Below are 26,266 nucleotides of genomic sequence, written 5' to 3' on the forward strand. Positions count from 1 at the left end.
TCGGCGCGTTCGCGGGCGGGGGCGTCGCCGGGGACGGTGGCCCACAGGTCGCGGTGGGCGGCCCCGACGAGCTCGCCGATCCGGTCGCGGTGCTCGCGGGCGTCGGCGCGGCGCTGCTCCAGGGAGGGGTCGGGCAGGGCGCGCGGTGCGTCGGCCACCGCGGGGTCGTGGTCGAGGTGGACGCGGCGGCGGCAGCGGGTGGTGACCGACGCGTCGAGCGAGACACCGGTGACGGCGGCGGCGCCGGTACCCGGGAACGGCGTGCCCGTCGCCGTGTCCCGCACCGTGTCCGCCGTCGGGGTCTCGTTCACCGTCACACGCCCGAGGGTAGAGACCGGCACCGACAGCCTCCGCGCCTGCCACCGGCGCGTCCGGGCTCTAAGGTGGCCCGGACCGAGCGCGTATTCGGCCGGCGGGACGCCCGGCGCATGAGGAGGACGGCATGGCACTGCTGGGACGGCGCGGGAGCAGGTCGGCCCGCAAGCAGGCCGGGAAGCAGGCCAAGGCCGCCCGTAAGGCTGTGAAGGCCGAGAAGAAGGCGGCGGCGGAGGCCGCTGATCTGGCCGCGTCGCTCGACAAGGCCCGCGCCAAGGCGGCCAAGAAGGTCGCGGACGCGGACATCAAGGCGGCCAAGGCGTTGGCGTCGGCGGACAAGAAGACGGCGAAGGCCGCGAAGAAGACGGGCCGGCGTGTCGGGTCGGCCGAGGACACCGCTGTCAACGCGGTGGCGAGTGCGACCGCGCTGGCGCCGGCGAAGATCACGCGCGCGGTAGCCGTCGGCAAGGTCCTGATGCCGTTGGTGGCGCCGTACGCGCTGGCGGCGGCGGGGACGGCCCGCGCGGTGTGGGACGACCGCAAGGCCCGCAGGCTGGGTGTCCCGGCCGACCAGCTGGGCTCGTTCACCGGTCGCGGCGGCGCGCTGCACGCCCGGATCTCGCGGATCGCGGAGGCGCTGCCGGAGCTGGCCGCCGAGGGCGACGCGCAGACCACCGAGCCCGGCCGTCGGTTCGCGGCCGACACCGAGCCGCGGCTGGCCGACCTGTCGGTCGCCGTCCGGGCCGCCGAGCAGATGCCGACGGCCCGGCGTCGCACGGCGTTCCGTGCCGTCGCCGGTGAGCTCGACCGGCTAGAGAACGAGCTGCTCGGCCATCTGGGGGTACGCGTCCCCGGCTGACCGGACCAACGGGCGTCCGGTCCCACGGACCGAACCGCCGTTCGGACCTGAAGGCCGCACCGGCTACCGTCTGTGCCCATGAGGCGCGGTGCGACGACCCGTGCCGCGGCCCTGCGCGCCCCGCGCCGCGACCGCGGCCGTGGTCGCGCGCGTGCCCGCCACGCCGGGCCGCTGCGTGGGGCGCGGGGTGTGGCGGTCGCGTCGGTCGCGGCGCTGATCACGGGTGTCGCGCACGTCGCGGGCGGGGGGGCGCTGCCCGACCTGGGCCTGCTGCTCGTCCTGTTCCCGCTGCTCGCGGCGCTGATCGTCAGTATCGCCGACGCGTGCCGCAGCATCGGCGGGGTCCTGGGGGCTCTCGCGGCGGGCCAGCTGGGAATGCACGCCGTGCTCGAGGTCATCGGGCACTCGCACGTCGCCGGGGCGGCGGGCCCGGCGAGCGGCTGGTCGATGTTCGCCATGCACGCGGTGGCGACGATCGTGCTGGGGCTGCTCGTCCGCGACGCCGACCAGGTGCTCGGCCTGCTCGTCTCGGCGTTGGCGCGGGTCCTCCCGCGCCGGCTGACCGTTCCCCCGGCCGACCGGCCGCTCGCCACGCTCGCCGTGGCGGGCCCGGCGGTCGTCGGCGCCACCGAGCGCGCCGCGCTGGGCCCGCGCACCCCGCGGGGACCTCCGAACCGGGTGTGAACCGACCTTCACCCGATTCACCGCCGCCGACGTGCGGCGGTCCCCAGTCAACGGAGTTCCCATGTTCGGATCCCTGCGCCGTTCCGCCCTGCGCGGCGGCGTCGTGGCCGCGGTCGTCGCCGGTGTGGCGCTCGCCGCGGCCTCCCCGGCCCTCGCCCACGTCACGGCCCAGCCGGGTACCGCCCAGCAGGGTGGCTACACGGTGATCACCTTCCGCGTCCCGAACGAGTCGGACACCGCGGGCACCACCAAGCTCGAGGTGACCTTCCCGGCCGACCACCCGATCACCTCGGCGCGCACCACCCCCCAGCCCGGGTGGGACGCGGTCGTCACCAAGGGTGTGCTGCCCACGCCGATCGAGCGTGACGGCGCCCAGATCACCCAGGCCGTCACCACGGTGACCTGGACGGCCCAGCCGGGCACCCGGATCGGGCCGGGCCAGTACGTCGACTTCCCGCTGTCGGTGGGCCCGCTCCCGGAGGACGCGACGAGCATCGCGTTCCCGGCGGCGCAGACCTACGACGACGGCAACGTCGTCAACTGGAACGAGACGCAGCAGCCCGGTGGTGCGGAGCCGAAGCACCCGGCGCCGACGGTCACGCTGACCCCGGCCACCGGCGGCGGGCACGGCGGTCACGACGCCGCGGCCGCGACCAGCGGCGACACCGGATCGGCGGGCACCACCGACACGACCGCCCGCTGGCTCGGCGGGATCGGCCTGCTGCTCGGCGCGCTGGGGCTGGGCCTCGGCGCCGGTGTGGTGCTGCGCAACCGCAAGCCGTCGGGTGGGTCCGGCGCCGCGTCGACGAACGAGGAGAAGGTGACCACGCCGTGACCCGCGTGGGACGGCTCGCGGGACGGGTGACGGCCGTGCTGGTCGCCGCTGGTCTCGCGTTGTTCCTCGGCGCGGGCCCGGCGATGGCGCACGCCCAGCTCGAGGGCAGCGACCCGCCCGACGGGGCGTCCCTCGCGACGGGGCCCGAGTCGGTGACGATCCGCTTCAGCGACACCATGCAGGCGGGCTTCAACACCGTCACCGTGATCGGCCCGGACCGGCTCGCCTACCAGGACGGCGACGCCGTCGCGGCCAACGACTCGGTCACGGTGAAGGTGAAGCCGCTCGGCCCGGCCGGGAAGTACGACATCGGTTACCGCGTGGTGTCCGACGACGGTCATCCCGTCTCGGGTGTCCTGTCGTTCACGCTGACCCAGGCGGGCACCGGGACCGGTGTGCCGGTCAGCGGCGCCCCGCAGGCGGCCGACGCGCCGGCGGGCGAGGCGGCCGCCGACACCGGATCCGGCGGGGCCCCGGTGTGGCCGTGGATCGTCGGTGCGGTCGTGCTCGTCGCCGGGGGCGTCGCCCTCGCGCTGCGGCTCGGCAGGAACTGACGCCGGTGAGCAGGGCGGCCGCGCGGCCCGGCACCACGTCCCGGCTGCTGCCGGTGCTGTGGGCCGGGCTCGCGGTCGCCGCCGCCGTCGTCGCGGGTGTGCTGGCCGACGCGTTGAGCAGTTCGACGTTCTCGGCCCGCGTCGCGACGGCGGTGACCCGCTCCGGCATGGACGTCGCGGGCGTCGCCTGCGTGGGTCTCGGCCTGCTGGCGTCGCTCGCGCGGACGCGGAGCGTGTCCGACCGCGACATCCGGACCCTCGACTGCAGGCTCGACCGCGCGATCGTCGGGGTCGGCGGGGCGTGGCTGGTGGTCGTGTTGTGCGACATCGTGTTCCGGGCCGCTGACGCGTACGGCCGTCCGGTCACCGAGGTCGGCGGCGGCGAGCTGCTGCGCTGGGCGACGTCGCTGGCCTCCGGCAGGGGCCTGGTGCTGACGGCGGCGTGTGTGCTCGTCGTCATCGGGTGCGCGACGGCGCGGCTGGTGCGTGAGGGTGCCGTCCCGCCCCGGGCGGCGCTGGTCGCGGCGCTGCTCGGGCTGCTCACCCCGGCGGTGACGGGGCACGCGGGCACGTCGTCCGACCACGAGCTGGCGGTGATCATGTCGGCGTTGCACGTCGCGGCGGCGTCGGCGTGGGTCGGTGGGCTCGCGGCGATGCTGCTGTTCCTCGGTGGCCGCCGCACGCTGCTCGATCCGGTCGTCCCGCGCTTCTCGCGGCTGGCGACGTTCTGCATCATCGGCGTCGGCGTCACGGGGGTGCTCAACGCGTTGCTGCGGTTGCCGTCGCTCGGTGCGCTCGTGACCAGCGGCTACGGTTGGCTGATCATCGCCAAGGTGGTGCTGCTGGCGGGGATCGCGGTGCTGGGCAACGCCGCGCGCGTGCGCCTGGCGGCGGGCCGCTTCCCGGTGCTGCGTTGGGCCGCGGTCGAGGTGACGCTCATGGCGCTGGCCATCGGTGTCGCCGCCGCCCTCACCCAGACGGCCTGAACGACCTGTGAGTGGCGATGGTCGCCATGGCAGTCGCCATGGCGACCATCGCCACTCACGAGCATTCAGCGTGCCGCGTCGGAGCGGTAGGTCTCCAGCAGCCGCAGCCAGACCTCGCTGATCGTCGGGAACGACGGCACGGCGTGCCACAGCCGGGACAGGGGCACCTCGCCGACGACGGCGATCGTCGCCGCGTGCACCATCTCCGCGACGTCCTGACCGACGAAGGTGACGCCGAGGAGCACCTCGCGCTCGGTGTCGACGACCATCGTCGCGATGCCCGTGTAGTCGTCGGCGTGCAGGGACGATCCGGCGACCGCGATGTCGATCTCGACGACCCGCACCGGCAGCCCGGCGTCGCGGGCCTTCTCCGAGGTGATCCCGACGGACGCGACCTCCGGGTCGGTGAACACGACCTGCGGGACCGCCGCGTGGTCGGCGGTGGCGGAGTGCTCGCCCCACGGCGCGGTATCGAGCGGTGTCCCGGCGGCGCGGGCGGCGATCGTGGCGCCGACGATGCGGGCGGCGTACTTGCCCATGTGGGTCAGCGGGGCGCGGCCGGTGACGTCGCCGGCGGCGTAGAGCCAGTCGCCGTGGGCGAGCCCGGAGTCGTCGACGGCCAGCGGCCCGCCCGGTTCGAGGCCGACGGTGTCGAGGCCGATGTCGGCGGTGTTCGGGTGACGGCCCGTCGCCACGAGCAGCTCGTCGACCTCGACGCGTTCGTCGCCGAGGTGCAGCACGATCGCACCGTCGGTGCCGGGTGCGACGGCGTCGAGGCCCTGGTCGAGCCGTACGTCGATGCCCTCGTCGCGCATCGCGGCGGCGACCCGTTCTCCCGCGACGGGTTCGGCCGACGGCAGCAGTCGCGCCCCGTGGTTCACGAGCGTGACGCGGGAGCCGAGCCGGGCGAACGCCTGCGCCAGCTCACAGCCGACGACCCCGCCCCCGAGCACCCCGAGCCGCGCGGGCACCTCGGCGGCGTTGGTGGCCTCGCGGGATCCCCAGGTGCGCACCGAGTCGAGGCCCTCGACGGGCGGCCGGACGGGCACGCTGCCGGTGGCGACGACGACGGCGTGCCGCGCCCGCAGCACCCGGTCGCCGACGCGGACGGTGCGTTCCCCGTCGAGCCTGCCGACGCCGCGCACCACCTCGATGCCGGCACCGACGGCCCAGTCGACCTGGCTCGTGTCGTCGAGACCGTGGACGAAGGCGTCGCGCCGGGCCAGGACGGCCGCCGGGTCGAGTGATGCCTCGACGCCGGGCAGCCGGCGCGCCGCGGCGACGGCGTGGCCGGTGCGCAGCAACGCCTTCGACGGGATGCACGCCCAGAACGAGCACTCACCGCCGACACGCTCCGCCTCGACGAGGGCGGCCGTGAGCCCGTTGCGGACCGCGTAGTCGGCGGCGTTCTCTCCCGTCGGCCCGGCCCCGATGACGACGACGTCGAACTCGTCGGTACTCACCGCACGGCCGTCTCGACGGCCTCGACGATCGGGGTGTCCCCGCCGACGGCGTCGAGCACGTGCCCGGCGGACGCGGGCGTGTCGAGGAGGGCGACCAGCACGGCGGCGGTGTCGTCGCGGGTGATCCGGCCGTAGTCGAGTCCGGGCGGGCCGAGCAGCACCGTGCCGGTGCCGGCGTCGTCGGTGAGCCGGCCGGGCCGCAGGAAGGTCCAGTCGAGGTCGGTGGCCCGGACGGCGTCCTCGGCCGCCTTCTTGGCGCGCACGTAGGCGGCCCACTGCTCGCCACGGTCGCTGTCGGGTTCGTCGTCGATCCCGATGGCGGACACCAGCAGGTAGCGACGCACCCCCGCGCGGGCGGCGGCGTCGGCGAGGAGCTCGGCGGCGGCCCGGTCGACGGTGTCCTTGCGGGCGACACCGCTGCCGGGCCCGGCACCGGCGGCGAAGACGACGGCGTCGGCCCCGCCGAGGTGCCCGGCCAGTTCTCCGGCGTCGACCTTCTCCAGGTCGACGACGGCAGCGGTCGCGCCGGCGCCGGCCACGTCGTCGACGTGCGCGGGGTTGCGCACGAGTCCGACGACCTCGTCACCACGCGCGGCCAGCAGCGTCGCCAGCCGCAGCGCGATCTGTCCATGTCCTCCGGCGATCACGATGCGCACGCCGGGCGACGCTAGTCCTGGTCGGACACTTTCGCGCGGACCGGTTTGAGCGTCCACACGACCGTGACGGTGGCGCAGTCGGTCCCGGCGGCATCGCGGACGGTGACGTCGACGGTGAACTCGGGCCTGGTGCCGGCGTCGAGCTCGGCGAGGACGTCGGCGGCGGGGCGGGCGAGCACGGCCTCGGCGGTGAGCGGGCCGCGGGCGAGCGCCCGGTAGCGCACCGACGAGCTGACCACGAGCGGCGTCGCCCGTTCAGCTGCCGCCCCGAACGCCGCCAGCCCGACGGCTCCGGACGCCGTCTCGGCGAGGCCGAAGATCATCGCGGCGTGCGGTCCGCCGACGTGGTTGTGCAGGTCGGGCCGGTCCGGAAGGCTGCACACCGCGCGGGTGGCGTCGGTCTGGTCGAACTCGACGCCACTGCTACCCACCCAAGGGACGCCGGAGATCATCGCGCCGGCCACCCAGTCGAAGTCGCTCACACGGCCGCATGTTACTCGCAAGTAGCACTGGTAGGTTCCGCACGTCGAAACGGACATACGGGATAGGGGCGGGTCATGACCGCAACGGCTTCCACTGTTCCCAGCGTCGCCCGGCTGTTCCACGACCGGGTCTTCGCCTCGGCCGACCGCGAGGCCTTCCGCGTCCCGGAGGCCGACGGCACCTGGCGGTCGATCACGTGGGGCGCCACCGGCGAACGGGTCGGCGAGCTCGCGGCCGGTCTCGTCGCGCTCGACATCGAGGCCGGCGACCGGGTGGCCGTCATGTCCTCCACCCGCTATGAGTGGATCACCTGCGACCTCGCGATCATGTGCGCCGGCGCCGCGACGACGACCGTCTACCCCTCGACCGCGGCACCTGACGTCGCCTACATCCTCGCCGACTCCGGCAGCCGCGTCGTGTTCGCCGAGGACGCCGAGCAGGTCGCGAAGCTGCGCGAACACCGGAAGGAGCTGCCCGACGTCGGCATCGTCGTCCTGATCGACGGCACACCCGACGGCACCGACGACTGGGTGATCACGCTCGACGACCTCGCCGCCCGCGGCCGCGCCCTCACCGAGACCTCCCCCGACGCCGTCGCCAACCGCATCGACGCCATCGGCCCCGACGACCTCGCCACCCTCATCTACACCTCCGGCACGACCGGCAGACCCAAGGGCGTGCGGCTGCCCCAGAAGGCCTGGACCTACCAGGGCGAGGCACTCACGAAACTCGACCTCGTCCGCGCCGACGACCTGCAGTACCTGTGGCTGCCGCTCGCCCACTCCTTCGGCAAGGTCCTGCTCTCCGCGCAGCTGGCCATCGGGTTCGCCAGCGCCGTCGACGGGCGGGTCGACAAGATCGTCGACAACATGGGCGTCGTGCGACCCACCATGATGGCCGCCGCCCCGCGCATCTTCGAGAAGGCCCACGCCCGCATCGTCACGACGATCGCCGCCGAGGGCGGACCCAAGGCAAAGCTGTTCGGCTGGGCGGTCTCGGTGGGGCGCAAGGTCAGCGACCTCACCCTCGCCGGGAGGAGCGTGCCGCCGCTGCTCGCCCTGCAGCACCGGGTGGCCGACAAGCTGGTCCTGTCCAAGATCCGCGACCGCTTCGGTGGCCGCATCCGCTTCTTCGTCTCCGGCTCCGCCGCGCTGGCGCCCGATCTGGCGCACTGGTTCCACGCCGCCGGGGTGATCATCCTCGAGGGCTACGGGATGACCGAGAACGCCGCCGGCGGATCGGTCAACGAGCTGTCCCGGTACCGGATCGGGACCGTCGGCCGGCCGTTGCCCGGCACCGAGATCAAGATCGGCGACGACGGCGAGGTCCTCCTCCGCAGCCCCAGCGTCATGACCGGCTACCACAACCTGCCCGAGCAGACGGCCGACGCACTCGACGACGAGGGCTTCCTGCACACCGGCGACATCGGCGAGCTCGACGCCGACGGTTACCTGCGCATCACCGACCGCAAAAAGGACCTCTTCAAGACCTCCGGCGGCAAATACGTCGCGCCGCAACCCATCGAGGGCCAGATGCTGGCCGTGTGCCCCTACGTCAGCCAGGTCGTCGTGCACGGTGAGGGCCGCAACTACTGCACCGCCCTGCTCACCCTCGACGCCGACGCCCTCGAGGGGTGGGCCGCGAACAACGACCTCTCCGGCCGCGACCACGCCACGCTCGTGAAGAGCCCCGAGGTGCGCGCGATGGTGCAGGACCACGTCGACACCCTCAACGGCCGGCTCAACCGCTGGGAGACGATCAAGAAGTTCGCGATCCTCGACCGCGAGCTCTCCCTCGAGGAGGGCGAGCTGACGCCGAGCATGAAGATCCGGCGCAAGGACGTCGAGAAGCGGCACCGGGCCGCCCTCGACGCCCTCTACGGCGACTGACCCGATCGAGCCTCACCCACCGGACGGATTGATCGTCCGGCAGGGCCGGCCGCGTGCCGTTCCGCACCGAACCGCGGATGCGGCCCGTCGACCTGCGCGGATCCGACAGCCCGTGACCGTCCGGGCCGACACCTGTCTCATGTCCGTTCAGTCCGTTTTATCGCTGGGTGGAAAACGACCCCTTGTGACGTGACGCACCCCGCAATGGAATCGGAGGCCGAACCCCGAGACCAAGGGAGGTACGGGTGTGAAGGCCGTCCGGGTGCACGAGTACCACTCCGACCCGAAGATCGACGACATCCCCGAGCCCACGCTGCAGGGTCCCCTCGACGTCATCGTCAAGATCGGTGGCGCCGGCGTCTGCCGCACCGACCTGCACATCATCAACGGCGACTGGGCCGAGGCCCAGAACCCGCAACTGCCCTACGTGATCGGACACGAGAACGCGGGCTGGATCGAAGCCATCGGCGACGGCGTCACCAACGTCGCGGTGGGCGACACCGTCATCCTGCATCCGCAGCCGTCCTGCGGCCTCTGCCTCCCCTGCCGGCGAGGCCGCGACATGCAGTGCGAGAACGCGTTCTTCCCCGGCCTGTCGAACAACGACGGCGGGATGGCCGAGTACCTGCGCACGACGGCCCGCGCCTGCATCAAGCTCGACCCCAGCACCAACCCCGCCGACGTCGCCGCACTCGCCGACGCCGGCATCACCGCCTACCACGCGGTCCGCAAGGCGGTGCCCGACCTGTTCCCCGGCACCACCGCCGTCGTGCAGGGCGCGGGCGGCCTCGGCCACATCGCGATCCAGGCGCTCGCCGCGATCACCGGCACGCGGATCGTCGTCGTCGACAAGAACCCCGACGCGCTCGCCCTCGCGAAGCAGATCGGTGCCGACGAGACCGTCCTCGCCGACGGCAACCACATCGACGCCGTCAAGGACCTCACCGGAGGCCGCGGCGGCGACGTGGTGTTCGACTTCGTCGCCGAACAGGGCGCCGAGCTCGACGCCTGGCAGATGACCGCGCCCGCCGGGTCGCAGTACGTCCTCGGCTACGGCGGCACCTTCACCGCACCGACGCTCGACTTCGTCGGCGGGGAGAAGAACGTCATCGGCAACATCGTCGGCACCTACGCCGACCTCACCGAGCTGATGGTCCTGGCCCAGGCCGGGAAGGTCACGCTCCACACCAAGCAGTACCCGCTCGATGCGGCGCTCGACGCGCTGCACGATCTCGACGCCGGTCTGGTCCGCGGCCGCGCGATCCTCGTCCCATGAGCTCCTGAACAGCGCAAACCGGCACTGACGCTGAATCGAGAGGAACCACCACATGTACGAGAAGGATGGCGAGAAGTACTTCGTCGTCGACTCCCACAGCCACTTCTGGGATGCGTCGAAGGAGAACTGGGTAGAGGGCGCCGAGCAGTACGCCAAGGGCTGGATCGACTGCTTCTACGGCTACCACCAGCTCGGCCCGCCCGAGACCCACTGGGACTGGGAGCACTACCTCAAGCCCTCCGTCGAGGACTTCGAACGCGACATGTTCGTCGAGGGCCACGTCGACTACGCGATCTTCCAGTCGACCTACCTGCGTGAGTGGTACAAGAACGGCTTCAACACCGCGGCCCAGAACGCGGAGCTCCTCGAGAAGTGGGGCGACAAGCTGATCGTCAACGGGCGCTTCGACCCCCGTGACGGCCAGAAGGGCCTCGACGAGTTCGACGCCGACATGGCGAAGTTCAACCACAAGGGCATCAAGCTCTACACCGCGGAGTGGAACGGCGACTCCCGCGGCTACAAGCTGACCGACCCCGAGTGCTACAAGTTCCTGCAGCACGCGCAGGACGCGGGCGTCAAGAACGTCCACGTCCACAAGGGCCCGACGATCTGGCCGCTCGACAAGGACGCGTTCGACGTCGCCGACGTCGACCACGCCGCCACCGACTTCCAGGGCCTCAACTTCATCGTCGAGCACGTCGGCCTGCCGCGCATCGAGGACTTCTGCTTCATGGCGGTCCAGGAGCCCAACGTCTACGCCGGCCTGTCCGTCGTCGTCGGTGGCCTCATGCACGCCCGCCCCAAGTTCTTCGCGAAGGTCATGGGCGAGCTGCTGTTCTGGGTCGGCGAGGACAAGATGCTCTACGGCGGCGACTACAACATCTGGACGCCCAAGTGGCAGGTCGAGGGCCTCGTCGACTGGCAGATGCCCGACGACGACCAGTTCGCCGACTACCCGCGCCTCACCACCGCGTCCAAGAAGAAGATCCTCGGCCTCAACGCCGCCAAGCTGTACGACATCCCCGTCCCGGCCGAGCTCCAGCTGCCGACCGAGGCCGGCGAGAACCTGCAGCCCGGTGAGGAGCTCGTCGAGGGCACGGCGGGTGCCCAGGCATGATCGAAGCCCCTGAGGGGGTCTCGCCCGAGATCTGGGCCGCGTTGGACACGGTGCTCGACCCGGAGCTGGACGAGCCCATCACCGGGCTCGACTTCGTCGAGTCGTGCACCGTGACCGCCGCACCCGACGGTGACATCGTCACCGTCGGGCTGCGGTTGCCCACGTTCTTCTGCGCACCGAACTTCTCGTTCCTGATGGTCGCCGACGCCTACGACGCGGTGTCGGCGGTCCCGGGGGTGGCCCGCGCAGAGGTGACGCTGGTCGATCACCACGCGTCCGACGAGATCAACGGCGGGGTCGCCGCACACGCGGGCTTCGTCGAGACCTTCACCGGGGAGGCGACGGCGGAGCTCGACGATCTGCGCCGCATTTTCCTCACGAAGGCCTCGGTCGCCGGTCAGGACCGGCTCGCGCGACCCCTGGTCGACGCGGGCGCCGGCCCCGACGAGCTGGCGACGACGACCCTGGGTGAACTGCCCGAGTCCGACGAACTGACGCGGCTGCGCCGCCGACGCGACGGAATCGGACTGCCCAGCGGCGACGACGCCCCGCTGCTCATCCATCCCGACGGCAGCCCGGTCACCTCGGAACAGGTGCCCCTGCACCTGCGCCGGGCGCGGCTCCAGCGGGTCGGCATCGAGACGAACGGCGAGTACTGCAAGAGCCTCCTGGCTCTCCGGTACGCACCCGGGGCGGCCACCGCGCCCTGAGGGTGACGAGGAACGGCCCCGGCCCCACGGCCGGGGCCGTTTCGCGTGCCCGCGTTCCCGGGCGCAACCTCACTGCTGTGATCCGCAGGCGCGGTGAGCCGATCCGCCACAACCGCGGCCCCCGCGCGAGTTGCGCGATCGCCGCGCGGTTTCCTCGGTCGACGCCTGGGCTGCGGACCGCCGATCGACCGGACAACCCGCGCGATGACACCGTCATCCGCACCCCGTGCGTCGCTGCTGCACAGGTTGCAGGAGTGCGGCGGTCGCCGAAGGGGTGCTGTCGATGCGGACCGCGCGGGTTCTGTGGTCGCCGCGGGGCTTTCCCCGTCGGCACCCCGGGCTGCGGTGCACCCGGCGACCGCAGAACCCTCGCGATGCCCGAACGGTCCGCGCGACACCCCGACCTGCGGCCCCAGCGCGGCGGACGCCGCGGCCAGGGGGCGTCTGATGGGCTCGGTGACCCAGCCGGTTCCTGACAAGACGGAGCCAGGGGCCGTCCGGGCGCCGAGACCGCGGCGAGTGATCCGTCAGACATCCCCTCTAGGGTCGGACCGTGGACGTCCGCGCTCTGGTGTTCGACGTGTTCGGGACGGTCGTCGACTGGCGTTCCGGCGTCGCGCGAGAGGTGGCGCGGCTGCTGCCCGAGGTCGACGATCCGCACGGTGTCGCCGACGACTGGCGTGGCCGGTACCAGCCGTCGATGGAGGAGGTCCGCAGCGGGCGGCGGCCGTGGACGATCCTGGACGTGCTGCACCGCGAGTCGTTGGACGCGCTGCTGGCGGAGCGGGGGCTCGACCCGGCGGAGGAGGTCCGCGCGGAGCTCGTGCTGGCGTGGCACCGGCTCGACCCGTGGCCGGACGCCGTCGAGGGCCTGACCCGGCTGAAGGAGCGGTTCACGATCGGCCCGATGTCGAACGGGAACGTGGCGCTACAGGTCGACATGGCGAAGCGCGCCGGGCTGCCGTGGGACGTGATCCTGGGCGCGGAGGTGGCGCGGCACTACAAGCCCGATCCGGCGGCTTACGACTCGGCGCCCGCGCTGCTGGGGCTGCGCCCGGAGCAGGTGGGGATGGTCGCGGCACATGTCGACGACCTGGTCGCCGCGCGCGCCCGCGGCTTGACGACGTTCTACGTCCACCGTCCCGACGAGTTCGGCGGCGTCACTGTCCCGCCGGTGACGGATCCCGACGCCGCGCTGGCGGTCTCGTCGTTCACGGAGCTCGCCGACAGGTTGTGAGTGGCGATAGTCGCTATAGCGACTATCGCCACTCACAGGGGGCGGGCTGTCAGAACGCGGAAGAGGTTCTGCAGGACGTAGCTGCCGTCGGGCCGGCGTCGATCCGCCAGGCCTTCCAACAGGGCGGCGCGCACGCCGCCGGGGCCGCCCCGGCGGGCGGCGGTGCGGCCCAGCCCGGAGCCGAGGACGGGGCCGACGAGCTCGTCCTCGTCGTCGTAGCGGAAGGAGCAGACGACCTCGTCGACGGTGGCGACCGCGAGCCCGGCCATGTCGACGATCTTCGCGAGCCGGTCGGGTTCGGTGAGCGGCGGCGGGCCGGAGGGGGTCTCGGGGCGCGGCGGGAGCAGCGCGGCGAGGGACTCGCCGAGCAGCCGGACGTCGCACTCCGACTCGCGCCCCCACACCGTGGCGACGACGGTCCCGGACGGCCGGACGACCCGCGCGGCCTCGCGGAGCGCGACGAGCGGGTTGGCCAGGTGCGTCACCACCTGCACGAGGGCGACGACGTCGTAGGACGAGTCGGGCTGTTCGAGGGCCTGGGCGTCGCCGACGGCGAAGACGCCTTCCGGGACACGGCGGGCGGCCACGGCGACGGCGGAGGGATCGGCGTCGACCCCGCGGACGGCGTGCCCGCGGTCGGTGGCGGCGCGGGCGAACTCGCCTGCGCCGCAACCGACGTCGAGCACCGTGGCGCCGGCGGGCAGGGTGTCGAGCACCCGGGAGTACAACGGCGTTCCCCAACCCTGGGGCCCTTCGGACATGCCCCGAAACCTAGTGCCAGACGTCGCGCGCCACGTCGACGATCAGCCGGAGTTTCGCGATCTGTTCGTCGCGGGTCAGGTCGTTGCCCTCGACGGTGGAGGAGAACCCGCACTGCGGGGACAGGCAGAGCTGGTCCAGCGGCACGTACTTCGCGGCCTCGTCGATGCGGCGCTTGAGGTCGTCGGGGTTCTCCAGGGCACCGCGCTTGGTGGTGACGAGCCCCAGCACGACGCGCTTGCCGGGCGGCACGAAGCGCAGCGGTTCGAACCCGCCGGAGCGTTCGTCGTCGAACTCGCAGAAGAAGCCGTCGACGTCGAGCTCGCCGAAGAGGGCTTCGGCGACGTAGTCGTAGCCGCCCTCGGCCGCCCAGCTGGAGCGGTAGTTGCCGCGACACATGTGCGTGGTGATGCGCATGCCGTCGGGGCGGCCGGCGACGGCGGCGTTGATCTGGCGGATGTAACGGAGGTGGTCGGCGTCGCCGTGGGCCGCGCGCTGGGCGGGGTCGTTGAGGTAGGCGAGGCTGGTGTCGTCGAGCTGCAGGTATCGGCAGCCGAGCGCGCCGACGGCGGCGATCTCGGCGGCGTAGGCGGCGGAGAGGTCGGCCCAGAACTCCTCGACGTCGGGGTAGACGCCGTTGTCGATGGCGGCGGTCCCGCCGCGGTAGTGGACCATGCTCGGCGACGGGATGGTCAGCTTCGCGGTGGCGGTCGTGGTGAGGCCGGCGAGGAAGCGGAAGTCGTCGGCGAAGATCGGTTCGTCGAGACGCACCTTGCCGTCGATCGCGAGCCCGGCCGAGGTGAAGGCGCTCTCGCCCTCGGCGTTGATCATGCGGACGCGGATGCGTTCGTCGGTGGCGGAGACGCCGCCGAGGCGGTGGATGAAGTCCATGTGCCAGGAGGTGCGGCGGAACTCGCCGTCGGTGGCGGTCTGCAGACCGAGGCCCTCCTGCATGGCGACGACGTCGCGGATGGCGTCGTCCTCGGCGGCGCGCAGCCCGGCGGCGTCGAGGGTACCGGCGGCGTGGCGTTCGCGGGCGGCGAGCAGGGCGGGCGGCCGGAGCAGGCTCCCGACGTGGTCGGCGCGGAAGGGCGGGTCTGACAGCGACGTCATGGCCCTGACGCTAGTGCCGCCGGGCGCTCCGGCACTGCACACGCTTCCGTTGGGTGGAAGGCTCGGCCGTGTGGACACCGGCGTCGTCATCTTCCTCACCGACTACGGCATCGACCCCCTCGACCTGGCGCGAGCCGTCGAGGAGCGGGGTTTCGAGTCGCTGTTCCTGACCGAGCACACCCACATCCCGACGTCGCGGGAGTCGCCGTGGCCGGGCGGCGGGGAGCTGCCGGAGCGCTACGCGCACACCTACGACCCGTTCGTCGCGATCGGCGCGATGGCCGCGGTCACGGAGCGGATCGTGCTGGGGACGGCGGTGTCGCTGGTGAACCAGCACCACGCGATCAACCTGGCGAAGCAGGTGGCCAGCGTCGACCGGATCGCGGGCGGCCGGTTCGAGCTGGGCGTGGGGCCGGGGTGGAACAAGGAGGAGATGGCCCACCACGGCGTCGATCCCCGCACCCGGACCGCGCGGATGCTGGAGACGGTCGAGGCGATGACGGCGATCTGGACGCAGGACGAGGCCGAGTACCACGGGAAGTACGTGGACTTCGACCCGATCTGGTCGTGGCCGAAGCCGACACGGGTGCCGCCGATCCTCATCGGGGGTGGCGGGCCGACGGTACTGGACCGGGTGCTGTCGCACGGCCACGGCTGGGTGCCGCTGCGGGTGCCGGTGTCGGGCCTCGCGGAGTTCACCGAGCGTGTCGACGAGCTGCAGCGCCGAGCGGCCGACGCGGGTCGCGGGCACATTCCGGTGTCGATGTACGGGGCCGCGCGCAACGCGGAGGCGATGCGGTCCTACCGGGAGGCGGGCGTCGACAGGGTGCTGTTCGAGCTGACCGACCAGAAGGGCCCGGGTGCCCGTGACGCGGTCCTGCGGGAGCTCGACGAGCTGCGCGCGCTGTCCGGGGACGCTTAGGGCACGTGCGCCGCGCTCGGGGCGACGACGAGCGCCCGGGACGCGCGGACGGCGGCGACGCGGACGGCGTCCTCCAGGTCCCAGCGTCGCGCCGCGAAGTCCGACCGGGCGACGACGACGCCGATCGCCGCGGCCGTGTCGCCGCCGGGTCCGCGGACGGGAACCGCGATGCCGGCGACGCCGCGTTCGTGCTCCTCGACCTCGACCGCGGCACCGGCCGACCTGATGCGCATCAGTTCGCGGTCGAGCGCCCGGCGGTCCGAGAGGGTGCGTCGGGTGCTGCGTTCCAGCCCGCCGTGGGCGACGACGCCCGTCAGCCGCGACGGGTCGAGGCTCGCGAGCAGGACCTTGCCACCCGCGGTGGCGTGCGCGGGCACCGGTTCCCCGGCCCGCAGGCCGGGTCCGGGGTGGGCGCCGCACTGTTCGACGTGGGAGATGACGACGTCGACGTCGCGGAACGTGGCGAGGTAGGCCGCGGCCCGGGCCTCGGAGTGCAGCTCCTGCAGGATCGCGACGACGGCCGGGTGCGGGGCGACCTGCGCCGTCAGCACCCGGTGCAGCGCCGCGACCCGGTAGCCGAGGCCGTAGCCGCGGACGTCCTGCATGCGGACGAGGTAGCCCTCCTCGACGAGCGTCGCGAGGACGCGGTAGATCGTGGGCAGGGGGCTGCCGAGGCGGCGGGCGATGGCCTTGGCGGTGACGCCGTCGCCCGCGGCCGCGACGGCGTCGACGACCCGGAGGGCGCGCAGCACGGAGCTGCCTGCACTCGCCTCCTCACGTGCCACGGGGACAGTCTCGAACAGACGGGCGGCCTCCGCATTGCGCCGATCGGGGGTCACCCGACCCGGAACACCCGCATCTGCAGGGCGAGCGTGGCGTAGTAGCCGACGAGCGTGGTCAGTTCGAACAGGCCCGGTTCGCCGAGGGCGTCGACGGCGGCGGCGTAGGCGGTGTCGTCGAGGTCGCCGTCGACGGCCAGGGAGCGGGCGGTGGCGAGCAGGACGGCCTCTCGTGGGTCGTCGAGTGCGGGGCCGTTGCCGTCGCGCAGGGCGGCGAGCTCACCGTCGGCGAGTCCGGCGGCGCGGCCGGCGGCCTCGTGGGCGCGCTGTTCGAACGCGGAACGCCAGTGCGCGGCGACGACGAGGATCGCCATCTCGCGCTCGCGGCCGGAGAGTCCGCCGCGGAAGCGGATGCCGGCGCCGAGGTTCTGCAGGGCGTCGCCGATGCCGGGTGCGCGCAGCATGGCGTCGAAGGGGCCGCGCAGCGCGCCGCCGTCGTCGGTGATCGGGGCGGCGTTGCCCGTGCCCGGTCCGCGCCGGGAGCCGACGATGCGGTCGTAGAGGTCGCGCTGCTCGTCGTCCATGTCGGCGGGCCGCAGCCCGGTCAGGCGGGACACTCGGTCTCCTTCGGTCGCGGGCTGGGGCACCCAGCATCGCCGACCCGCGCGCGACCCGTGGCGGCCTATCGTGATCCCGGATGCCGGACGACCGGACGCCGACGAGAGGACGAGTCGTGACCCAGGATCCCGACGCCACGTTGCGCCACCAGATCAACGAGCTCGTCGAGGAGGAGCACCGGCTGGAGCGGGCGCACGTCGGGCAGGCACTCGACGGGGAGGAGAAGTCCCGGCTCGACGCGCTCGGCGTCGAGCTGGACCGGCTGTGGGACCTGCTGCGCCAGCGGGAGGCGCGCCGCCGCGCGGGCCTGTCGGTCGACGACGCCGAGGAGCGGTCCGCCCGGGTCGTCGAGGGCTACCAGCAGTAGGGGCGGTGGCAGTGGTGAGCGCCGCGATCACCCCGACGACGCGCGACGCTCTCGCCGCCCGGATCGCCGAGTCGGCGCTGCGACGGGACGGGCGGGTGCGGCTCGTCGTCGACGGGCCACCGCCCACCGATCCGCTGGGCCTCGCAGGGTCGGTCGCCGACGTGCTGCGCGCGGCCGGCAGGCCGCCGGTGGTGGTCGACGCCGGCGACTGGCTGCGGCCGGCGTCGGTCCGTCTGGAGTACGGCCGCACGGACCCGGACATGTACCTCGCCGGCTGGCTCGACGAGGGCGCGCTGCGCCGTGAGCTGCTCGAACCCGCCGATCCCGCGGGGTCGGGCCGGGTGCTGCGCCGGTTCCACGACGCCGGGCGCGACCGGGCGTTCCGCGACGGCTATCTCGAGCTGTCCGACGGCGCGGTCGTGCTGGTGGCGGGGACGCTGCTGCTGGGCCGCGGACTGCCGTTCGACATGGCGGTGCACCTGCGGATGTCGGCGGCGGCGCTGCAGCGGCGGCTGCCGGAGGATCTGGCCTGGACCGCGGCGGCGTACGAGCGCTACGAGGCGGAGTGGTTCCCGGCGGAGGCGGCCGATCTGGTGGTGCTCTCGGATCATCCGGAGCGGCCCGCGATACGCCGGTAGATGCAGGTGAAACGTGGTGGGCGAGGAGGGAGTTGAACCCTCACGTCCTTTCGGACACACGGACCTGAACCGTGCGCGTCTGCCATTCCGCCACTCGCCCGAGCGACGTGGAGAAAGCTAGCACGCACCCCTGCCGCACCCGTGCACGGGGTACCCCCGACGACGATCACCGGACCGGTCACGCGGCTGATCACGGAGCGGTCACGAGGCCGCGCCACGCGGCGCCGGTAGCACAGTTACGATCGGCCTCACATCGAACACGCCGATGCGATCGGAGGAAGAACGGTTGGGCCGTGTCGAGCGATTCGAGCGCCGTCTGCAAGGGATGGTGGGCGACGCGTTCGCGCGGGTCTTCGGAGGCAGCGTCGTCCCGCAAGAGGTCGCACAGGCGCTGCTGAGGGAAGCCGAGGACAACATCGAGCAGCTCGCGGGAGGGCGTCGCCTCGCGCCCAACCGGTACGTCGTGCAGCTCGGACCGTCGGATCTCGAACGCATGGCCGGCGACGAAGGCCGAATAGAGGAATCGCTGTCCGGCTACGTCACCGCACAACTCGCCGACCAGGGGTGGGACACCTACGGCGACGTCGTAGTCTTGCTGGAGCGCTCCGAGGCGCTGCACACGGGACAGTTCCGCACCCGCTCGTCAGTGGACCCCGACGCTTCCCGTCGACCCACCCGGGCACGCAACGCAGGAGAAGCACCCATGAGCCAGCAACCGGGCCACCCCGAGGAGAACGGGCAGTACGGCTACGACCGTGGTGCCCCCGGCTACGGTCAGCAGACCTACGCACCTCCGCAGGGCAACGACCAGCGCCGCGAGAACTACGGCCAGTACGACCAGCAGCAGGGCGGGTACGACCAGGGTTACGGCCAGCAGCAGGGCGGCGGCTACGACCAGGGCTACCAGCAGCAGCAGGGCGGCGGGTACGACCAGGGCTACGGCCAGCAGCAGGGCTACCAGCAGGGCGGCTACCAGCAGGGCGGCGGCGGGTACGACCAGGGATACGGCCAGCAGCAGGGCTACCAGCAGGGCGGCTACCAGCAGGGTGGCGGGTACGACCAGGGCTACCAGCAGGGCGGCTACGACCAGGGCTACGGCCAGCAGCAGGGCTACCAGCAGGGCGGCTACGACCAGGGCTACGGCCAGCAGGGCTACGGCGGCTACCAGCAGCTGCAGGCCTCGCTCAGCCTCGAGGACGGCTCGGGTCGCAACTACCAGCTGACCGAGGGCACCCACGTCATCGGCCGTGGCCAGGAGTCGCACTTCCGCCTCCCCGACACCGGCGTCTCCCGCCGGCACCTGGAGATCAGCTGGGACGGCCAGTCCGCCACGCTGTCCGACCTGGGCTCGACGAACGGGACCACCGTCAACGGCAGCCCGGTCCAGAGCTGCCAGCTCTCCGACGGCGACATGATCCGGGTCGGCCACTCGAGCCTGGTCTTCCGAGCGCACGGCTGACGGGCTCCCCGCGGACGGGCGCCCGGTCGACGGGCGCGGTGACGGGTCGTCACGCGCCGGTCGGCGCGTGGCGAGTGGACAGAAGCGGAGACCACGGCACGTGCCCGAGTTGGTGCTGCAGCTGACCAGGGCGGGTTTCCTGGCCCTGCTCTGGCTGTTCGTGCTGTTCGCGATGCGCATCGTGCGGTCGGACCTGTATGCGGCGTCGGGCCTGCGGGCGATCATGCCCGGTGGGTCCCGCGCCGCGCGGCGATCGGGTCGCGGCCGGGTCGCGCGGCAGCTGCTGGTCACGCAGGGGCCGCTCGCCGGGAGCCGGATCACGCTCGACTCCCGCCCGATCCTCATCGGTCGCGCCGACGACTCCACACTCAAGCTCGACGACGACTACGCCTCGACCCGCCACGCGCGGATCGCTCCCCAGGGCGAGGACTGGTACGTCGAAGACCTCGGGTCGACGAACGGCACATACCTGGACCGGGCTAAGGTCACCGGACCCACCCGGGTTCCCCTGGGGGTGCCGGTCCGCATCGGCAAGACGGTGATCGAGTTGCGCTCGTGAGGGCACATCCGCACGCCGAGCCGGACGTACCGGGCCGTTCCCGCGAGACCTGCGTGCCGGACCGAGGACGTCGCCGCGCGCGGGGTCGAGCCGATGGTGCCGACGGAGTCGAACGATGACCCTGGTCCTGCGCTACTCGGCCCGCAGCGACCGCGGGCTGGTCAGGCAGAACAACCAGGACGCGGTCTACGCCGGCCCGCGCCTGCTCGCGCTGGCCGACGGCATGGGCGGTCACGCCGCCGGTGAGGTCGCGTCGTCACTGGTCATCTCGGCGCTCGCCCCACTCGACGAGGACGACCCGGGCGACGATCTGCTCAGCAGGCTCCGCGACGCGACCTTCCAGGGCAACGCCGCCATCACCCGCCACGTCGCCGACGCCCCCGACCTCGAGGGCATGGGCACGACGCTGACGGCGATCCTGTTCGCCGGTTCCCGGCTCGGGATGGTGCACGTCGGCGACTCGCGGTGCTACCAGCTCCGCAACGGTGAGTTCACCCAGATCACGAAGGACGACACGTTCGTCCAGTCGCTGATCGACGAGGGCCGCATCACCGAGGAGGAGGCCCACACGCATCCGCAGCGGTCACTGCTGCTGCGTGCGATCACCGGTCAGGACGTCGAGCCGTCGCTGACGATCCGCGAGGCCCGCGCGGGCGACCGCCTCCTGCTGTGCTCCGACGGCCTGTCCGGCCCGGTCAGCGACGAGACCCTCGCCCAGACCCTGGCCGACTACCAGGACCCGCGCGAGTGCGCCGACCGGCTCATCGACCTCGCGCTGCGCGGCGGCGGGCCCGACAACATCACCTGCATCGTGGCCGACGTCGTCGACGTCGACTACGGCGACGACGCACCCATCGTCGGCGGCGCCGCAGGCGACGGCAGTGACGACCACCGGCCGGGCCCCGACACCGCGGCCGGCCGCGCGTCGGCGACCACGCTCCCCCGCACCGCGCCGCGCCGCGTCGAGGCCGCCCCGGCCCCCGCGCCGCGCCGCCGCCGCAAGGGCCTGATCATCGGGCTGACCGCGGCGGTCGTCGTCATCGTCGCCGGGGTGCTGCTCGGCGGCATGTGGGTCATGCAGCAGTACTACGTCGCCGCATCGGCCGACCGCGTCGTCATCTACCAGGGCGTCCGCGGCAGCGCGCTCGGCATCCCGCTGCAGCGCGTCGAGCAGCAGACCGACATCGCGCTCGTCGACCTCCCCGAGGACTACCGCAACCGCGTGCAGGACGGGATCGTCTCCACCGACGGGCTCGACGGCGCCCAGGGCACCGTGCAGAAGCTGCGGGAGAACCGGCTGCCCGTCTGCGCGCCCCCTCCCCCGGTGACGGTGCCGCCGCCCGCCCCCAACATCGACCCCGGCACCGGCCAGCCCGCTCCGACCGGTGCGCCGACCACCGCCGTGCAGCCCCCCGGTCAGGTGACCCCGCCCGACGCGCAGGTCCCCGACACGACCCTGCAGACCGAAACGCCCGTGCCGGGGCTGACCTGCCGGCCGGGGAACTGATGGCGGCGCCCCCACAGGCACAGGGCAGGGCCCCTGCTCCGACGCTCCCCACCGGGCGCGGCATCGAGCTGTTGCTGCTGGCGTTCGCCACGGTGATCGTCACCGGCGCGCTGGTGATCGTCGAGGCCAACCAGGAGCAGGAGCTCACGACGACCCTGCTGTGGCTCGGGCTCGCCTACCTGGGCCTGTTCGCCGCGGCGCACGTCGCGGTCCGGCGCTGGGCGCCCTACGCCGACCCGCTGATCCTCCCCTCGGTCGCGCTGCTCAACGGGCTCGGCCTGGTGATGATCCACCGCCTCGACCTGGCCGACGCGGCGCGCGCCGCGCAGCTCGGCAACGACGCACCCGGCTCGCTCGTGCTGCGCCAGGTGGCGTGGACGGCGATCGGGCTGGTGCTGTTCGTCGTCGTGCTGTGGCGGGTGTCCGACCACCGGATGCTGTCGCGGTTCGGCTACACCGCGGGCTTCGCGGGACTGATCCTGCTCGCGCTGCCGGGCATCCTCCCGTCGTCGATCTCCGAGGTCAACGGCGCGAAACTGTGGATCCGGTTCGGCGGCATCGGCATCCAGCCGGGCGAGTTCGCCAAGATCCTGCTGATCATCTTCTTCTCGGCGTTCCTCGTGCAGAAGCGCGAGCTGTTCTCCACGGCCGGGCGCCGCTTCCTCGGCCTGGAGTTCCCCCGCGCCCGCGACCTGGCGCCGCTGGTCGTCGCGTGGGGGTTGTCGGTCGGCGTCCTCGTCTTCGAACGCGACCTCGGCACGTCCCTGCTGTTCTTCGGCATCCTGCTCGTCCTGCTCTACGCCGCCACCGAGCGCGTGTCCTGGATGATCGTCGGCCTGCTGTTCTTCGTCGGCGGCGCCGTCCTCGCCTACAACCTGTTCGGTCACGTGCGGCTGCGCGTGCAGATCTGGCTCGACCCGTTCTCCGACTTCCAGGGCGGCGGCTACCAGCTCGGCCAGGCCCTGTTCGGGCTGGGCACCGGCGGGGTCGGCGGCACCGGGCTCGGCGCCGGGCGCCCCGATCTCGTGCCGTTCGCCGAGAGCGACTTCATCTGGTCCTCCCTCGGCGAGGAGCTCGGCCTCATCGGGCTCGCCGCGATCCTGCTCGTCTACCTCGTGCTCATCACCCGCGGCCTGCGCAGCGCCCTCGCCGTCCGCGACTCGTTCGGGAAGCTGCTGGCCACCGGCCTGTCCTACGTCATGGCGCTGCAGCTGTTCGTCGTCATCGGCGGCGTCACCAAGCTCATCCCGCTGACGGGCCTCACGCTGCCGTTCCTGTCCTACGGCGGATCGTCGCTCGTCGCCAACTACGCCCTCGTCGCGCTGCTGCTGCGCGTCTCCAACGCCGCGCGCGCCCCGCTGCCGCAGCGCCCGTCGGTACCGCAGGCACCGATCGCGCAGGCCGCGACGGAGCTGGTCGCACGGCCCGACCTGTCCTCCGGCGAGTCCCGCGGGGCGCAGTCGTGAACAACCCCGTCCGCAAGATCGCCGTCTCCGTGATGGTCATGATCCTGCTGCTGTTCGCCAACCTGACGTACGTGCAGGTGGTCAAGGCCGACGACTACCGCAACGACTCCCGCAACCAGCGCACCGCCTACGCCGAGTACTCCCGCCAGCGCGGCCAGATCACCGCCGACGGGAAGGTCCTGGCCCAGAGCGTCGCCACCGACGACCGGATGCGCTTCCAGCGCCAGTACCCGGGCGGGCCCGCGTTCGCGTCGGTGACGGGCTATCTGTCGCTGTCGTTCGGCCGCACCGGCATCGAGGGCGCCGCCGACTCCATCCTCAACGGCACCGACGACCGGCTGTTCGTCCGCAGGCTGTCCGACCTGATCACCGGCCGCGACCCGCGCGGCGGCAACGTGTCGCTGACGATCATGCCGACGGTGCAGCAGGTCGCCTACAACCAACTCACCCAGAAGGGCTACGCCGGCTCCGTCGTCGCGCTCGACCCGCGGACCGGCGCGATCCTCGCCATGGTGTCGACGCCGTCGTTCGACCCCAACCCGCTGGCCAGCCACAACGACAAGACCGTCCAGGACGCCTGGAACACCGACAACGCCGCGAAGCCGCAGGTCCTGCTCAACCGTGCGATCAGCGTGCCGCAGCCGCCCGGCTCCACGTTCAAGATCGTCGACACCGCCGCGGCGCTGCAGAACGGCTCCACGCCCGACACCGTGCTCACGGCCGAGCCCGAGATTCCGCTGGACGACGGCGTGACGACGCTGGAGAACTACGCCCACACCCCCTGCGGCACCGGCGCGACCACGACCCTGCGCGACGCGTTCGCCCGTTCCTGCAACACCGCGTTCGCCGAGCTGATCACGAGCGTCGGCATCGACAAGCTGCGCACCCAGGCCGACGCCTTCGGGATCGGCCAGTCCGACCTCACGATCCCCATGACGGTCGCGCCCTCGACGATCGGCAACATCACCAGCGTCACCGCCCTGCAGCAGTCGGCCATCGGCCAGCTCGACGTCAAGCTCACGCCCCTGCAGAACGCCATGATCACCGCGTCCGTCGCCAACGGCGGCCAGCTCATGGCGCCCTACCTGATCAAGGAGATCCAGGGGCCGGAGCTCGACACCGTCGACACCACCGAGCCGGACCGGATCGGATCGGCCGTACCCGCAGGCGTCGCTGCGACGTTGACCGATCTGATGATCGGCTCGGAGAACCGCACCCAGGGCGGGGGGAAGATCAGCGGCGTCCAGATCGCGTCGAAGACCGGCACGGCGGAGCTCGGCAGCAAGGACATCCCGCCGCACGCCTGGTACGTCGCGTTCGCCCCCGCCGACAAGCCCACCGTCGCCATCGCCGTGCTCGTCGAGAACGGCGGCGACCGCGGCCTCGAGGCCACCGGCGGCTCCGTCGCCGCGCCCATCGGCCGCGCCGTCATCGCCGAGACCCTCAAGGCCGGCCGATGAGCACACTCGCCCCCGGCCTGCACATCGCCGACCGCTACCGCCTCGACCGGCGCATCGCGATCGGCGGCATGGGCGAGGTCTGGGAGGCCTCCGACACCCGCCTCGACCGGTCCGTCGCCGTCAAGGTGCTGCGCCCCGAACTGTCCGGCGACGAAGAGTTCCTGCACCGCTTCCGCATCGAGGCCCGCACCGTCGCCTCCCTCGACCACACCGGCATCGCGCTCGTCCACGACTACGGCGAGGACGACGCCACCACCGGCGAACGGCGCACCGCCTACCTCGTGATGGAGCTCGTCCGGGGCGAGCCGCTCTCCAACCGCATCAGCCGCGGCCGCATGGACCCCGACGAGACCCTCGAGATCCTCGAACACGCCGCCTGGGCCCTCGACGCCGCCCACCAACGCGGGTTCGTCCACCGCGACGTCAAACCCGGCAACATCCTCCTGCGCGAGGACGGCGTCGTGAAGCTCACCGACTTCGGCATCGCCAAGGCCGCCAACGCCGTCCCCGTCACCCGCTCCGGCATGGTCATGGGCACCGCCCACTACATCGCCCCCGAACAGGCCAGCGGCGGCGAGGCGGGCCCGGCCGGCGACGTCTACTCGCTCGGCATCGTCGGCTTCGAGTGCCTCGCCGGGAAGCGCCCCTTCCGCGCGGAGAACCCCGTCGTCGTCGCGATGATGCAGGTCCGCGACGCCCCGCCGCCGCTGCCCGACGACATCCCCGAGAACGTGCGGCAGCTGATCGAGGCCGTGCTCGTCAAGGACCCGATGCACCGCTACCGCGACGGCGCCGAGCTGGCCCGCGCGATCGCCGCGGTCCGTCGGGGCGACCCGATGCCGCGGCCGTCGCGGATGCCCGACGACGTCGAGCTGCCCTCCGCCTCCGCCTCCCCCACCGGCTCCCCCACGGCCGCACCCGTCGGCGACCCCGCCCCGGAGGCCGCCGAGCGCCGGCGGTCCCGGCTCGCCCGCAGCCGTGAGGTGATCGCGTCGACGGGTCGCCGGGGAGCCGACGACGGCGCGTCGGTGGGCGGCAGGCGGGCCCGTGCCCGGGGCCGTGCCGCGCACCGTGCCGAGGACGCCCCCGCCGCCGCCGAGGCCGGGACGTGGTCCCCGCCCGCCGACGCCCCGGAGTCGCCCGCCGTCGCAGCGGCCCCTGCGGCCGCACCGCCTGCCGCTGCGCCGCCACCCGCTGCGCTGTCACCCGCTGCGCCGCCGACCGGGGCGCCGCCGACCGGGGCGCACGCGCTGGTCCCGCCCGGCACCCCGCCTCCCGACACATGGCAGGACCCCTCGCGGCCGACGCCTCGGCGTCGCGTGCCCGACGGCCCCCGGCACGCGGCGACACCGCCCGGACCCGCCGCTCCCGCGTTCCCGGGATCGGTCCCGCCGGGGACGCTCGGGGCGGTCCCGTCGCCGGTGTCGCCGGCCGCGCCCGTCCCCCCGCCCGTCGTTCCCCAGGGACCAGGGTCGGTTCCCGCGATGCCGCCGGCCTCGTCGTCCCCTTCGATGCGGCCGGTGTCCTCCTCGCCCTCGATGCCGCCGGTGTCGTC

The 26,266-nt window shown here is 73.0% G+C and carries 25 protein-coding genes, 1 tRNA gene and 2 pseudogenes; 19 read left to right on the plus strand and 9 right to left on the minus strand.

Going from position 1 to position 26,266, the window contains the following annotated elements; translation table 11 throughout:
• A pseudogene (locus PSU4_RS25140) lies at positions 1 to 317 on the minus strand (TM0106 family RecB-like putative nuclease); the annotation flags it as partial.
• A 125-nt stretch (positions 318 to 442) separates the two neighbouring features.
• On the opposite strand from PSU4_RS25140, the gene PSU4_RS31985 reads away from it, so the two are divergent.
• The 5 genes from PSU4_RS31985 to PSU4_RS25165 all read left to right on the plus strand — a co-directional run bounded on the left by PSU4_RS31985 (position 443) and on the right by PSU4_RS25165 (position 4,233).
• Entirely contained in the window at positions 443 to 1,174 is a 732-nt protein-coding gene (locus tag PSU4_RS31985) for a DUF6474 family protein (protein WP_147113413.1), read from the plus strand.
• Positions 1,175 to 1,252: 78 nt separating this feature from the next.
• Positions 1,253 to 1,858 carry a hypothetical protein gene (locus tag PSU4_RS25150; RefSeq protein ID WP_147113416.1) on the plus strand — a complete coding sequence of 202 codons (606 nt, stop codon included), beginning with the start codon at positions 1,253 to 1,255 and terminating at the stop codon, positions 1,856 to 1,858.
• Positions 1,859 to 1,919: 61 nt separating this feature from the next.
• A complete protein-coding gene (locus PSU4_RS25155; RefSeq protein ID WP_147113420.1) occupies positions 1,920 to 2,693 on the plus strand; it encodes a YcnI family copper-binding membrane protein in 774 nt (257 codons plus the stop codon).
• Positions 2,690 to 3,247, plus strand: a complete 558-nt coding sequence (locus tag PSU4_RS25160; RefSeq protein WP_246115326.1) for a copper resistance CopC family protein — start codon at positions 2,690 to 2,692, stop codon at positions 3,245 to 3,247. Before PSU4_RS25155 ends, PSU4_RS25160 begins: the two co-directional genes overlap by 4 nt.
• A gap of 5 nt (positions 3,248 to 3,252) precedes the next feature.
• Positions 3,253 to 4,233, plus strand: a complete 981-nt coding sequence (locus tag PSU4_RS25165; RefSeq protein ID WP_147113423.1) for a CopD family protein — start codon at positions 3,253 to 3,255, stop codon at positions 4,231 to 4,233.
• Between the two features lie 65 nt (positions 4,234 to 4,298).
• Here the strand turns inward: PSU4_RS25165 and PSU4_RS25170 are convergent, their stop codons facing one another.
• The 3 genes from PSU4_RS25170 to PSU4_RS25180 are packed head-to-tail and all read right to left on the minus strand — an operon-like array spanning position 4,299 to position 6,834.
• Positions 4,299 to 5,696 (minus strand): dihydrolipoyl dehydrogenase family protein, encoded by a 1,398-nt coding sequence (locus PSU4_RS25170; RefSeq protein ID WP_147113426.1) that lies wholly within the window; start codon positions 5,694 to 5,696, stop codon positions 4,299 to 4,301.
• Positions 5,693 to 6,352, minus strand: coding sequence for an NAD(P)H-binding protein (locus PSU4_RS25175; protein WP_147113429.1), 660 nt, complete (start codon positions 6,350 to 6,352; stop codon positions 5,693 to 5,695). The genes PSU4_RS25170 and PSU4_RS25175 overlap by 4 nt, the downstream gene beginning before the upstream one ends.
• Positions 6,353 to 6,363: 11 nt before the next feature.
• Positions 6,364 to 6,834, minus strand: coding sequence for a DUF4442 domain-containing protein (locus PSU4_RS25180; RefSeq protein WP_246115327.1), 471 nt, complete (start codon positions 6,832 to 6,834; stop codon positions 6,364 to 6,366).
• 75 nt (positions 6,835 to 6,909) lie between these two features.
• Here PSU4_RS25180 and PSU4_RS25185 point away from each other — a divergent pair, with 75 nt between their 5' ends.
• The 5 genes from PSU4_RS25185 (at position 6,910) to PSU4_RS25205 (ending at position 13,064) form a co-directional block, all read left to right on the plus strand.
• A complete protein-coding gene (locus PSU4_RS25185) occupies positions 6,910 to 8,724 on the plus strand; it encodes an AMP-dependent synthetase/ligase (RefSeq protein ID WP_147113435.1) in 1,815 nt (604 codons plus the stop codon).
• Between the two features lie 247 nt (positions 8,725 to 8,971).
• Positions 8,972 to 10,000, plus strand: a complete 1,029-nt coding sequence (locus PSU4_RS25190) for an NAD(P)-dependent alcohol dehydrogenase (protein WP_147113438.1) — start codon at positions 8,972 to 8,974, stop codon at positions 9,998 to 10,000.
• A 52-nt stretch (positions 10,001 to 10,052) separates the two neighbouring features.
• Positions 10,053 to 11,117 carry an amidohydrolase family protein gene (locus PSU4_RS25195; RefSeq protein WP_147113440.1) on the plus strand — a complete coding sequence of 355 codons (1,065 nt, stop codon included), beginning with the start codon at positions 10,053 to 10,055 and terminating at the stop codon, positions 11,115 to 11,117.
• Positions 11,114 to 11,827, plus strand: coding sequence for an iron-sulfur cluster assembly protein (locus PSU4_RS25200; RefSeq protein WP_147113442.1), 714 nt, complete (start codon positions 11,114 to 11,116; stop codon positions 11,825 to 11,827). Before PSU4_RS25195 ends, PSU4_RS25200 begins: the two co-directional genes overlap by 4 nt.
• A 553-nt stretch (positions 11,828 to 12,380) precedes the next feature.
• Positions 12,381 to 13,064, plus strand: a complete 684-nt coding sequence (locus tag PSU4_RS25205; RefSeq protein WP_147113445.1) for a haloacid dehalogenase type II — start codon at positions 12,381 to 12,383, stop codon at positions 13,062 to 13,064.
• Between the two features lie 32 nt (positions 13,065 to 13,096).
• Here PSU4_RS25205 and PSU4_RS25210 read toward each other — a convergent pair whose 3' ends face one another.
• Positions 13,097 to 13,825 (minus strand): class I SAM-dependent methyltransferase, encoded by a 729-nt coding sequence (locus PSU4_RS25210; protein ID WP_147113447.1) that lies wholly within the window; start codon positions 13,823 to 13,825, stop codon positions 13,097 to 13,099.
• A 10-nt stretch (positions 13,826 to 13,835) separates the two neighbouring features.
• Positions 13,836 to 14,936, minus strand: a complete 1,101-nt coding sequence (locus PSU4_RS25215; RefSeq protein ID WP_147113449.1) for a 5-methyltetrahydropteroyltriglutamate--homocysteine S-methyltransferase — start codon at positions 14,934 to 14,936, stop codon at positions 13,836 to 13,838.
• Between the two features lie 70 nt (positions 14,937 to 15,006).
• On the opposite strand from PSU4_RS25215, the gene PSU4_RS25220 reads away from it, so the two are divergent.
• On the plus strand, positions 15,007 to 15,858 hold the full coding sequence (locus PSU4_RS25220; protein ID WP_186817172.1) for an LLM class F420-dependent oxidoreductase: 852 nt from the start codon (positions 15,007 to 15,009) through the stop codon (positions 15,856 to 15,858).
• On the opposite strand, the gene PSU4_RS25225 is transcribed toward PSU4_RS25220, so the two are convergent.
• Positions 15,855 to 16,643, minus strand: coding sequence for an IclR family transcriptional regulator (locus PSU4_RS25225; protein WP_147113455.1), 789 nt, complete (start codon positions 16,641 to 16,643; stop codon positions 15,855 to 15,857). The genes PSU4_RS25220 and PSU4_RS25225 overlap by 4 nt on opposite strands.
• 50 nt (positions 16,644 to 16,693) lie before the next feature.
• Complete coding sequence (locus tag PSU4_RS25230) at positions 16,694 to 17,254, minus strand: carboxymuconolactone decarboxylase family protein (protein WP_147113457.1); 561 nt, start codon at positions 17,252 to 17,254, stop codon at positions 16,694 to 16,696.
• A gap of 116 nt (positions 17,255 to 17,370) precedes the next feature.
• On the opposite strand from PSU4_RS25230, the gene PSU4_RS25235 reads away from it, so the two are divergent.
• Both PSU4_RS25235 and PSU4_RS25240 read left to right on the plus strand, forming a co-directional pair.
• Positions 17,371 to 17,622, plus strand: coding sequence for a DUF2630 family protein (locus PSU4_RS25235; RefSeq protein WP_246115328.1), 252 nt, complete (start codon positions 17,371 to 17,373; stop codon positions 17,620 to 17,622).
• A 14-nt stretch (positions 17,623 to 17,636) separates the two neighbouring features.
• Positions 17,637 to 18,260 (plus strand): nucleoside/nucleotide kinase family protein, encoded by a 624-nt coding sequence (locus PSU4_RS25240; RefSeq protein WP_147113462.1) that lies wholly within the window; start codon positions 17,637 to 17,639, stop codon positions 18,258 to 18,260.
• A 14-nt stretch (positions 18,261 to 18,274) separates the two neighbouring features.
• Here the strand turns inward: PSU4_RS25240 and PSU4_RS25245 are convergent.
• A tRNA-Leu gene (locus PSU4_RS25245) sits at positions 18,275 to 18,360 on the minus strand.
• A gap of 186 nt (positions 18,361 to 18,546) precedes the next feature.
• Between PSU4_RS25245 and PSU4_RS25250 the strand changes: the two genes are divergently transcribed.
• From PSU4_RS25250 to PSU4_RS33200, 6 genes and pseudogenes are all read left to right on the plus strand, one after another.
• On the plus strand, positions 18,547 to 19,719 hold the full coding sequence (locus PSU4_RS25250) for an FhaA domain-containing protein (protein ID WP_281290735.1): 1,173 nt from the start codon (positions 18,547 to 18,549) through the stop codon (positions 19,717 to 19,719).
• Positions 19,720 to 19,819: 100 nt separating this feature from the next.
• Positions 19,820 to 20,278 (plus strand): FHA domain-containing protein FhaB/FipA, encoded by a 459-nt coding sequence (locus PSU4_RS25255; protein WP_098956915.1) that lies wholly within the window; start codon positions 19,820 to 19,822, stop codon positions 20,276 to 20,278.
• A 115-nt stretch (positions 20,279 to 20,393) separates the two neighbouring features.
• The gene (locus PSU4_RS25260; protein ID WP_147113467.1) at positions 20,394 to 21,785 is read left to right on the plus strand and encodes a PP2C family protein-serine/threonine phosphatase; all 1,392 of its coding nucleotides are present in this window, start codon (positions 20,394 to 20,396) and stop codon (positions 21,783 to 21,785) included.
• Positions 21,785 to 23,251, plus strand: a complete 1,467-nt coding sequence (locus tag PSU4_RS25265) for an FtsW/RodA/SpoVE family cell cycle protein (RefSeq protein WP_147113470.1) — start codon at positions 21,785 to 21,787, stop codon at positions 23,249 to 23,251. Before PSU4_RS25260 ends, PSU4_RS25265 begins: the two co-directional genes overlap by 1 nt.
• Positions 23,248 to 24,711, plus strand: a complete 1,464-nt coding sequence (locus PSU4_RS25270) for a peptidoglycan D,D-transpeptidase FtsI family protein (RefSeq protein WP_147113473.1) — start codon at positions 23,248 to 23,250, stop codon at positions 24,709 to 24,711. Before PSU4_RS25265 ends, PSU4_RS25270 begins: the two co-directional genes overlap by 4 nt.
• A pseudogene (locus PSU4_RS33200) lies at positions 24,708 to 25,692 on the plus strand (serine/threonine-protein kinase); the annotation flags it as partial. The gene PSU4_RS25270 and the pseudogene PSU4_RS33200, both read left to right, overlap by 4 nt.
• Positions 25,693 to 26,266: the final 574 nt, after the last annotated feature.

It is taken from the genome of Pseudonocardia sulfidoxydans NBRC 16205, assembly GCF_007989085.1.
Classification (GTDB): domain Bacteria; phylum Actinomycetota; class Actinomycetes; order Mycobacteriales; family Pseudonocardiaceae; genus Pseudonocardia; species Pseudonocardia sulfidoxydans.

What these genes read in the sequence shown, in the direction of transcription:
- PSU4_RS31985 (WP_147113413.1), top strand. Translation starts at nt 443, where the DNA reads ATGGCACTGCTGGGACGGCGCGGGAGCAGGTCGGCCCGCAAGCAGGCC.
- PSU4_RS25150 (WP_147113416.1), top strand. Translation starts at nt 1,253, where the DNA reads ATGAGGCGCGGTGCGACGACCCGTGCCGCGGCCCTGCGCGCCCCGCGC.
- PSU4_RS25155 (WP_147113420.1), top strand. Translation starts at nt 1,920, where the DNA reads ATGTTCGGATCCCTGCGCCGTTCCGCCCTGCGCGGCGGCGTCGTGGCC.
- PSU4_RS25185 (WP_147113435.1), top strand. Translation starts at nt 6,910, where the DNA reads ATGACCGCAACGGCTTCCACTGTTCCCAGCGTCGCCCGGCTGTTCCAC.
- PSU4_RS25195 (WP_147113440.1), top strand. Translation starts at nt 10,053, where the DNA reads ATGTACGAGAAGGATGGCGAGAAGTACTTCGTCGTCGACTCCCACAGC.
- PSU4_RS25200 (WP_147113442.1), top strand. Translation starts at nt 11,114, where the DNA reads ATGATCGAAGCCCCTGAGGGGGTCTCGCCCGAGATCTGGGCCGCGTTG.
- PSU4_RS25210 (WP_147113447.1), bottom strand. Translation starts at nt 13,825, where the DNA reads ATGTCCGAAGGGCCCCAGGGTTGGGGAACGCCGTTGTACTCCCGGGTG.
- PSU4_RS25215 (WP_147113449.1), bottom strand. Translation starts at nt 14,936, where the DNA reads ATGACGTCGCTGTCAGACCCGCCCTTCCGCGCCGACCACGTCGGGAGC.
- PSU4_RS25260 (WP_147113467.1), top strand. Translation starts at nt 20,394, where the DNA reads ATGACCCTGGTCCTGCGCTACTCGGCCCGCAGCGACCGCGGGCTGGTC.
- PSU4_RS25265 (WP_147113470.1), top strand. Translation starts at nt 21,785, where the DNA reads ATGGCGGCGCCCCCACAGGCACAGGGCAGGGCCCCTGCTCCGACGCTC.